Source organism: Flavonifractor plautii ATCC 29863 (assembly GCF_000239295.1).
Taxonomy (GTDB): domain Bacteria; phylum Bacillota; class Clostridia; order Oscillospirales; family Oscillospiraceae; genus Flavonifractor; species Flavonifractor plautii.
Genome location: NZ_JH417738.1, coordinates 22837 through 30718, shown reverse-complemented (window position 1 = coordinate 30718; position 7882 = coordinate 22837). Strand labels below are relative to the sequence as shown.

Sequence of the window (7882 nt, the reverse complement as noted above, 5' to 3'; positions counted from 1 at the left end):
GGCCGCCCGACGGGCGGCCGCTTTTTTGGTATCCATTTTTGTAAAGCCGGGAATCCTATGAGGGAGAGCGGCTTTACACACTCTTTACAATTCGTTGAAGGACAACTTTACAATCCGTCTGTATACTGATAACCGTTCCCGAAGGCAACCAAAACGATGCATGATTGGAGAATGAATGTCATGAAAAAGAGAACCCTTGCTCTGATGCTCTCCGCCGCCCTGTGCGTCGGCCTGCTGGCCGGCTGCGGCAGCGGCAATAACGATCCCGTCAATACTCCCGCCGCCGGCGGCAGCGAGACCCCCTCACAGGAATCCACCGCAGCCCTGAGCGGCACCGTCAACACCAACGGCTCCACCTCCATGGAGAGCGTGATGGGCTACCTGACCGAGGGCTTTAAGGAGGTGCAGCCCGGCATCACGGTGAACTACACCGGCTCCGGTTCCAGCGCCGGCGTCACCGGCGCCCAGGACGGCACCTGCGACATCGGCCTGGCCTCCCGCGACCTGAAGGATGACGAAACCGGCGTCAAGGCCATCACCGTGGCCAAGGACGGCATCGCCATCATCGTCAACCCCAACAACCCCGTGGCCGACCTCAGCGTGGAGCAGATCGCCCAGCTCGCCACCGGCGAGATCACCAACTGGGCCGACGTGGGCGGCACGGACGGCCAGGTGGTCTTCATGGGCCGTGAGGCCGGCTCCGGCACCCGCGACGGCTTCGAGTCCATCACCGGCACCAAGGACGCCTGCAAGTACCAGAATGAGCTGACCTCCACCGGCGAGGTGATCGCCGCCGTGGCCTCCAACCCCAACGCCATCGGCTACGCCTCCCTGTCCGCCGTGGACGAGACCGTGAAGGCCATCACCGTGGGCGGCGTGGAACCCACGGAGGAGACCGTTCTGGACGGCAGCTACGCCATCCAGCGCAACTTCAACTTCATCGTCAGTGACAGCACCCCGCTCTCCGAGGCTGCCCAGGCGTTCGTGGACTTCGCCACCTCCGCCGATGCCTCCGACCTGATCGCCGGCGCCGGCGCTGTGCCGGTAGCCGAGTAATCCGTCCCTCTCTTCCGGATCGCCCCCTCGAGCCCGAGGGGGCATTCGGCATGATTACACCATTACGAAAGGCCGGTTATTTGCCATGAAACAGAAGCTCCGACCGCTGGAAGTCTTTATGAACCTCCTGTTTTTTGTCTGCGGTCTGATCGCGGTCGTCTTTGTCCTCTTCATCAGTATCTACCTGATCGTGTCCGGCCTGCCCGCCATCCGCGAGATCGGGCTGGTGGACTTCCTCTTCGGCACCGAGTGGGCCTCCACCGCCGCCGAGCCCAAGTTCGGCATACTGCCCTTCATCCTTACCTCCATCTACGGCACCGCCGGGGCCATTGTCCTGGGCGTACCGGTGGGCTTCATGACCGCAGTGTTCCTGGCCAAGGTAGCGCCTCCCCGTCTGGCCAGCCTGGTGCGCCCGGCAGTGGATCTGCTGGCGGGCATCCCTTCCGTGGTGTACGGTCTCATCGGCATGATGGTTCTGGTGCCTGCGGTGCGGGTGGCCTTCCACCTGCCCGACGGCGCCAGCCTGTTCTGCGCCATTCTGGTGCTGGCCGTCATGATTCTGCCCTCCATCATCTCCGTATCCGAGACTGCCCTCAAGGCGGTGCCCAAGGAGTACGAGGAGGCCTCGCTGGCCCTGGGCGCCACCCATATCGAGACCGTGTTCCGGGTGAGCGTCCCGGCCGCCTCCAGTGGCATCGCCGCCTCTATCGTGCTGGGCATCGGCCGGGCCATCGGCGAAGCCATGGCGGTCATCATGGTGGCGGGCAATGTGGCCAACATGCCCGGTCTCTTCCAGTCCGTCCGCTTCCTCACCACCGCCGTGTCCAGCGAGATGGCCTACGCCTCCGGCCTGCAACGGCAGGCCCTGTTCTCCATCGCCCTGGTTCTCTTTCTCTTCATCATGCTCATCAATATTGTTCTCAATACGCTTCTCAAGCGGAAGAAGGGGTGATATACTGATATGGAAATGAAGCCTCTTTCCGGCCGGCGCAGAGCCTATGACCGGATTCTCCGCTTTCTCCTCTACTTCTGCGCCGCCCTGACCTGCGCCCTGCTGCTCTTCATCATCGGCTATATCTTCTTCAAGGGCCTGCCCCATGTCACCTGGCAGTTCCTCAGCACCCAGCCCAGCTTCATCAAGGACACCATCGGCATCCTGCCCAATATCCTCAACACAGTCTATCTCGTGGGGGTCACCCTGATCATCACCCTGCCCCTGGGGGTCGGCGCGGCCATCTACCTCACCGAGTACGCCCGCAACCGCCGCCTGGTGGCCGCCATCGAGTTTGCCACCGAGACCCTCACCGGCATCCCCTCCATCATCTTCGGCCTGGTGGGCATGCTCTTTTTCTGCCAGCTTCTGGGGCTTCAGGCTTCCCTGCTGGCCGGCTCGCTGACTCTGGTGATCGTCACCATCCCAACCATCATCCGCACCACCCAGGAGTCCCTCAAGACCGTCCCTCAGTCCTTCCGGGAGGCGGCCCTGGGCTTGGGCGCGGGCAAGTGGCATATGATTCGCACCGTGGTGCTCCCCTCCTCAGTGGACGGCATCGTGACGGGCTGTATTCTGGCCATCGGCCGCATTGTGGGCGAGTCGGCCGCCCTGCTCTTCACCGCGGGCATGGGCATGAGCCTGAACAACTTTTTCGGCTCGGTGGGCAACTTCATCCACTCCTCCGGCGCCTCCCTCACCGTGGCCCTGTATGTGTACGCCCGTGAGCGGGCTGAGTTCGACGTTGCCTTTGCCATCGCGGCCATTCTGATGCTGCTCACCCTGGTCATCAACCTCAGCGCCAAGCTGGTGGGCAGAACATTAAAGAAAAAATAAGGAGCCCTTACCATGGACGAAAACATCATCCTCTCCGCCAAGGGCCTTGACCTCTGGTACGGCCCCACCCAGGCCCTGAAGGGCGTGAGCATGGATATCCCCGAAAAGCAGGTGACCGCCCTCATCGGCCCCTCCGGCTGCGGCAAGTCTACCTTTCTCAAGACACTGGACCGCATGAACGACCTGGTGCCCGGCATCAAGATCACCGGCTCGGTGCAGTACCGGGGGCAGGAGATCTATGCCCCCAATGTGGACGTAACCTGGCTGCGCAAGCAGATCGGCATGGTGTTCCAGAAGCCCAACCCCTTCCCCATGTCCATCTATGACAACGTGGCCTACGGTCCCCGCACCCACGGCATCAAGAGCAAGAGCAGGCTGGACGACATCGTGGAGAAGTCCCTTCAGGGCGCGGCCATCTGGGACGAGGTAAAGGACCGCCTCAAGAAGTCGGCCCTGGGCCTGTCCGGCGGCCAGCAGCAGCGGCTGTGCATCGCCCGCGCCCTGGCCGTGGAGCCCGACATCCTGCTGATGGATGAGGCTACCTCCGCCCTGGACCCCATCTCCACCTCCAAAATCGAGGATCTGATTGCCGATCTGAAGCAGAACTATACCATTGTTATCGTCACCCACAATATGCAGCAGGCCACCCGCGTGTCCGACAAGTGCGCCTTTTTCCTGCTGGGCCAGCTCATTGAGTTTGGGGACACTACCCAGCTCTTCTCCATGCCCAGGGACAAGCGCACCGAGGATTACATCACCGGGCGGTTTGGTTAAAAAGGAGGCCCCATGAGAAAGACCTTTGACGCGGAGCTCCAGGAGCTCAACTATGAAATGATCGACATGGCGGCGGCGGCAGAGGACGCCATCGACGTGGTCACCGAGTCCCTGGCCTCCGGCGACGACGCGGCGGCCAAGTCCGCCGTGGAGATGACCCGCAGCATGGACCAGATGGAGCGGGACATTGAGAACCGCTGCCTGCGCCTGCTCCTCCAGCAGCAGCCCGTGGCCCGGGATCTGCGCACCATCTCGGCGGCCATGAAAATGGTCACCGATCTACAGCGCATCGGCGACCAGTGCGCCAACATCGCCGAGATCTCCCTGCTGCTCAAGGAGCAGAAGCAGACCCGCACCCTGGCCGACATCCGCACCATGAGCCAGAAGGCCGGCGTGATGGTCAAACGCTCCATCTTCGCCTACGTCAACCGGGACACCGAGGCCGCCCAGGCTGTCATTGCCCTGGACGACGAGGTGGACGCCCTCTTCCGCACCATCAAGGGGGAGCTGGTGGAGCTCATTGCGGGCAACCGGGACGAGGCCGACCAGGCCATCGACCTCATCATTATCGCCAAGTACCTGGAGCGCATCGCGGATCACGCGGTGAACATCGCCCAGTGGGCCATCTTCTGTGTGACCGGCGAAATTCTCGGGTAAGGAGGTGTCCCCATGTCCAAGGCCATTGCGGTCGTGGAGGACGACGAGAGTATCCGTGAGATGCTCCGCTATTATTTTCAATCGGTGGGCTACGCCGTCCGGGCCTACGAGTCCGGCGAGGCCCTCTTTGCCGGCGAGGAGGGCCTCGGCCTGCCCGCCCTTTACATCCTGGACATCATGCTCCCCGGCATGGACGGGCTGGAGATTCTCCGCCGCCTGCGGGAGGGGCGGGACACTGCCGACGTACCCGTGATCATGCTCACCGCCCGCTCCGCCGAGATGGACCGGGTGGCCGGCCTGGAAAACGGCGCCGACGACTATGTGGTGAAGCCCTTCGGCATCATGGAGCTCCAGGCCCGGGTCAAGGCGGTGCTCCGCCGCACCGAGCGCCGGGGCGACCGGGTACTCACCTGGGGGGACGTGGAACTGGACCCCGCCGCCCGGGAGGTACACAAGGCCGGAAAGCCGGTGGAGCTGACCTACAAGGAGTTTGAGCTGCTCAAGCTCCTGTTTTCCCGCCGGGGCGTGGCCCTCACCCGGGACGAGATTCTCCAGGCCGTCTGGGACTACGACTACACCGGCGAGACCCGCACCGTGGATATGCACGTCAAGGCCCTGCGCCAAAAGCTGGGCGAGGACATCATCACCACTGTCCGGGGCGTGGGATATAAAATGGTCTGACGGCCTCCAGGGGGTTGCATCCCCCCTGAATACGCGGCCGCCGCGCCGGCCGGGCGGCGGCGGAGTGGGCAACTGTGTCCTCCGGCGAAGTAGCCGCAAGGGGCACACCATATCCGTAAGGCAGCAAAGCCGCCAACGGCTATGCAGTAAATTCGCCTTCGGACGTTCTGATTTCTTTTCACCCGCGGGGCGGGTGAAGCACTGCGAGGCGGCCCCGCAGGAAACACCCGATTGGGAGGTCTGACCAGTGAAAAAACGCATCATCGGCGCCACACTCATCACCGTGGTGTGCGCCCTGCTCATATCCAACCTAGTGGGCGTGCTCCTGTTCCGCAGCCGGGAGATGGACGCCGCCCGCAACACCCTTCAGGAGCTGCTGGTGCTGATGGACGCTCAGAGCGCCATCACCGATCCCGACGGCCTGGCCCAGCAGTTCCACGCCGCCGCGCCGGACAAGCGGCTGACCATCATCGACACCGACGGCACCGTTCTGGCTGACACCGAGGCCAACCCCCAGACGCTGGAGGACCACAACAGCCGCCCCGAGGTGGAGCAGGCCGCCGCCACCGGCTGGGGCGAGGCGGTGCGCCACTCCGAAACCCTGGGCACCTCCATGCTCTACGTGTCCAAGCGCTTTGCCGACGGCATGGTGGGCCGGGCCTCCATGCCCCTGTCCTCCATCGACAGCCTAGTGTGGAACGGCGTATGGGGTTTCCTCATCGCCTCGGCGGCCGGACTGCTGCTGGCCCTGATTCTGGCCCGCCGCACCGCCAACCGGGTGGTGGCCCCACTCAGCGCCGTGGGCAGCGCCCTCCAGAGCGTGCTGGACGGCACCCGCGCCTCCGGGCTGGAGGACTACCAGGCCGACGACGAGCTGCGCCCCATCCTGCGCTACATTGACAAGCTGATGGAGCGCCTGGGCGGCTATATCCAGTCCATCACCGCAGAGCGGGACAAGGTGGGCCTCATCCTGGACTGCATGGACGAGGGGCTGATCCTGCTGGACGAGGCGGGCAACGTGCTGGCCATCAACCGGGCGGCCCGCACCCTGTTTGGCTTTCCCGAGGGGGAGGAGGACGACGGCGCCCTGCTCCTCACCCGCAGCCGCCGCCTGCGGGAGGCCATTCAGGAATCCCGCGTCCGCCACTCCTCCGTGGTGCTGGACGTGGATGCCCTCACCGAGGACGCCCAGAGCCTGCGCCTGTTTATCTCCCCCGTCTCCGGCCGCCAGTATGAGGGGCAGGCCGTGGGCACGTCCATCCTCATCTCCGATGTCACCGAGCTCAAGAAGGCCGAGGGCATCCGCAGCGAGTTCACCGCCAACGTCTCCCACGAGCTCAAGACCCCCCTCACCTCCATCAAGGGCTTCACCGACATGCTGGCCTCCGGCATGGTGGCCTCTCCCGAGGATCAGAAGCGCTTCATCACCATGATCGGCGTGGAGGTGGACCGGCTCATCGACCTCATCAACGACATTCTCAAGCTCTCTGAGCTGGAGTCGGTCACCATCCCCCAGAGCGAGGAGCGCTCCGACGTGCTCACCATCGCCCGGGACACCGCCGCTTTCCTCACCCCCACCGCCAAGGCCGCGGAGGTCACCCTCTCCGTAGACGGCGGTCCCGCTACTGTGGCCGTTCCCCAGGGGCGGCTCAAGGAGCTGCTGCTCAACCTGGTGGGCAACGGCATCAAGTACAATGAGCCCGGCGGCACCGTCCACACCGCCGTCTCCGTCCGGGACGGGCAGGCCGTCATCGCCGTGTCCGACACCGGCATCGGCATCCCCCCCGAGGCCCAGAGCCGCGTCTTTGAGCGGTTCTACCGGGTGGACAAGGGCCGCGCCCGCAAGAACGGCGGCACCGGCCTGGGGCTGGCCATCGTCAAACACATCGTCCAGCTCTACGGCGGCACCCTGACGCTGGAGAGCGCGGTGGGCAAGGGCTCCACCTTCACCGTGACCCTCCCCCTGGCCAAGGACAACGCCTGAAAAAAGGGCGGCTGAACATTCAGCCGCCCTTTTTCTGCGCCTCGGAGTAGCGGTGGCAGGCGGGCGTATCCGTCTGCTTGTACCGGATGCGGGGTTCTCCGCAGTGGCCCAGCTTGATGGGTATGTACCAATTCCGCCCCCTTTTTACATAGTGCCGGCGAAAATGTCGGCAGGTTTCACAGGTCTTTTCCCCGTCCATTGCAATCACCTCCTTACATAATATATACCATTAGGTCACCATATGCAACCCACTTGTTTAAAAAAAGTGGTAATGTTATAGTACCTATATAGGAGGTATTTAAATGGCTGAATCTGTTTTGGTAAATCGTAAGAAGTTTATATCTTCTCTTGACAACAAATTGGTTGAGCCATTGAATGCGCTCTCCAAAAAGACCCGTGTTCCAAAATCTCGGCTTCTGGATGAGGCAATTGAAGATCTTTTAAAGAAATATGAAAAAAAGGACGGCTGACAGTTCAGCCGTCCTTTTTCGATTCCCGGCATTTTGCGTAGGGGCTGACGCCCCAGGGCGACCTCTCTTGCACCTATTGGCCTGTGCATTCGCGGCTCAGTAGGGGCCGATGCCCACATCGGCCCGCCTTATTCCGGGCTGAAACGCCTTCCATGGGAACCTTTTTCGTATCTGTTTTCTTGTCATGCCTCCGGCGGGCCCCTTTCTGAGTGGCCAGAAAGGGGCGAAAGAGCCAGTTAAGGCGGGGGATTCCGATTTCCCCCGCCTTAACAATCCACCCCTTGAAACGGCCAAGAAGGGGGAATTGCGATTCCCCCTTCTTGGAACTTCCCCCAGGCTGTTCTCTTGGTGGTCTTCCGGCGGCCTGTCTTTCTCTGCCATACCTTCCATTCAGCACACTTGTAGGGGCGGCCTTTATGGCCGCCCGCGGGC

Annotated in this window: 9 protein-coding genes; 8 read left to right on the top strand and 1 reads right to left on the bottom strand. The window is 62.9% G+C overall.

What is annotated here, in order from left to right:
- Positions 1 to 180: 180 nt before the first annotated feature.
- The 7 genes from HMPREF0372_RS08130 (at position 181) to HMPREF0372_RS08100 (ending at position 6980) form a co-directional block, all read left to right on the top strand.
- Entirely contained in the window at positions 181 to 1056 is an 876-nt protein-coding gene (locus HMPREF0372_RS08130) for a phosphate ABC transporter substrate-binding protein (RefSeq protein WP_009259079.1), read from the top strand.
- 85 nt (positions 1057 to 1141) lie between these two features.
- On the top strand, positions 1142 to 2008 hold the full coding sequence (gene pstC / locus HMPREF0372_RS08125) for a phosphate ABC transporter permease subunit PstC (protein WP_007490685.1): 867 nt from the start codon (positions 1142 to 1144) through the stop codon (positions 2006 to 2008).
- Between the two features lie 9 nt (positions 2009 to 2017).
- A complete protein-coding gene (gene pstA, locus HMPREF0372_RS08120) occupies positions 2018 to 2884 on the top strand; it encodes a phosphate ABC transporter permease PstA (protein ID WP_007490683.1) in 867 nt (288 codons plus the stop codon).
- Between the two features lie 12 nt (positions 2885 to 2896).
- Positions 2897 to 3658 (top strand): phosphate ABC transporter ATP-binding protein PstB, encoded by a 762-nt coding sequence (pstB, locus tag HMPREF0372_RS08115; protein ID WP_007490681.1) that lies wholly within the window; start codon positions 2897 to 2899, stop codon positions 3656 to 3658.
- A gap of 12 nt (positions 3659 to 3670) precedes the next feature.
- On the top strand, positions 3671 to 4315 hold the full coding sequence (gene phoU, locus HMPREF0372_RS08110; RefSeq protein ID WP_007490679.1) for a phosphate signaling complex protein PhoU: 645 nt from the start codon (positions 3671 to 3673) through the stop codon (positions 4313 to 4315).
- A gap of 12 nt (positions 4316 to 4327) precedes the next feature.
- Positions 4328 to 4996: a response regulator transcription factor gene (locus tag HMPREF0372_RS08105; RefSeq protein WP_007490678.1), complete on the top strand. Its 669-nt coding sequence runs from the start codon at positions 4328 to 4330 to the stop codon at positions 4994 to 4996.
- 247 nt (positions 4997 to 5243) lie between these two features.
- Positions 5244 to 6980, top strand: a complete 1737-nt coding sequence (locus tag HMPREF0372_RS08100) for a sensor histidine kinase (RefSeq protein WP_007490676.1) — start codon at positions 5244 to 5246, stop codon at positions 6978 to 6980.
- Positions 6981 to 6999: 19 nt separating this feature from the next.
- Here the strand turns inward: HMPREF0372_RS08100 and HMPREF0372_RS08095 are convergent, their stop codons facing one another.
- Positions 7000 to 7179: a hypothetical protein gene (locus HMPREF0372_RS08095; protein WP_007490673.1), complete on the bottom strand. Its 180-nt coding sequence runs from the start codon at positions 7177 to 7179 to the stop codon at positions 7000 to 7002.
- A 103-nt stretch (positions 7180 to 7282) separates the two neighbouring features.
- Here HMPREF0372_RS08095 and HMPREF0372_RS19115 point away from each other — a divergent pair, with 103 nt between their 5' ends.
- Entirely contained in the window at positions 7283 to 7450 is a 168-nt protein-coding gene (locus HMPREF0372_RS19115) for a ribbon-helix-helix domain-containing protein (protein WP_007490671.1), read from the top strand.
- Positions 7451 to 7882 lie beyond the last annotated feature (432 nt).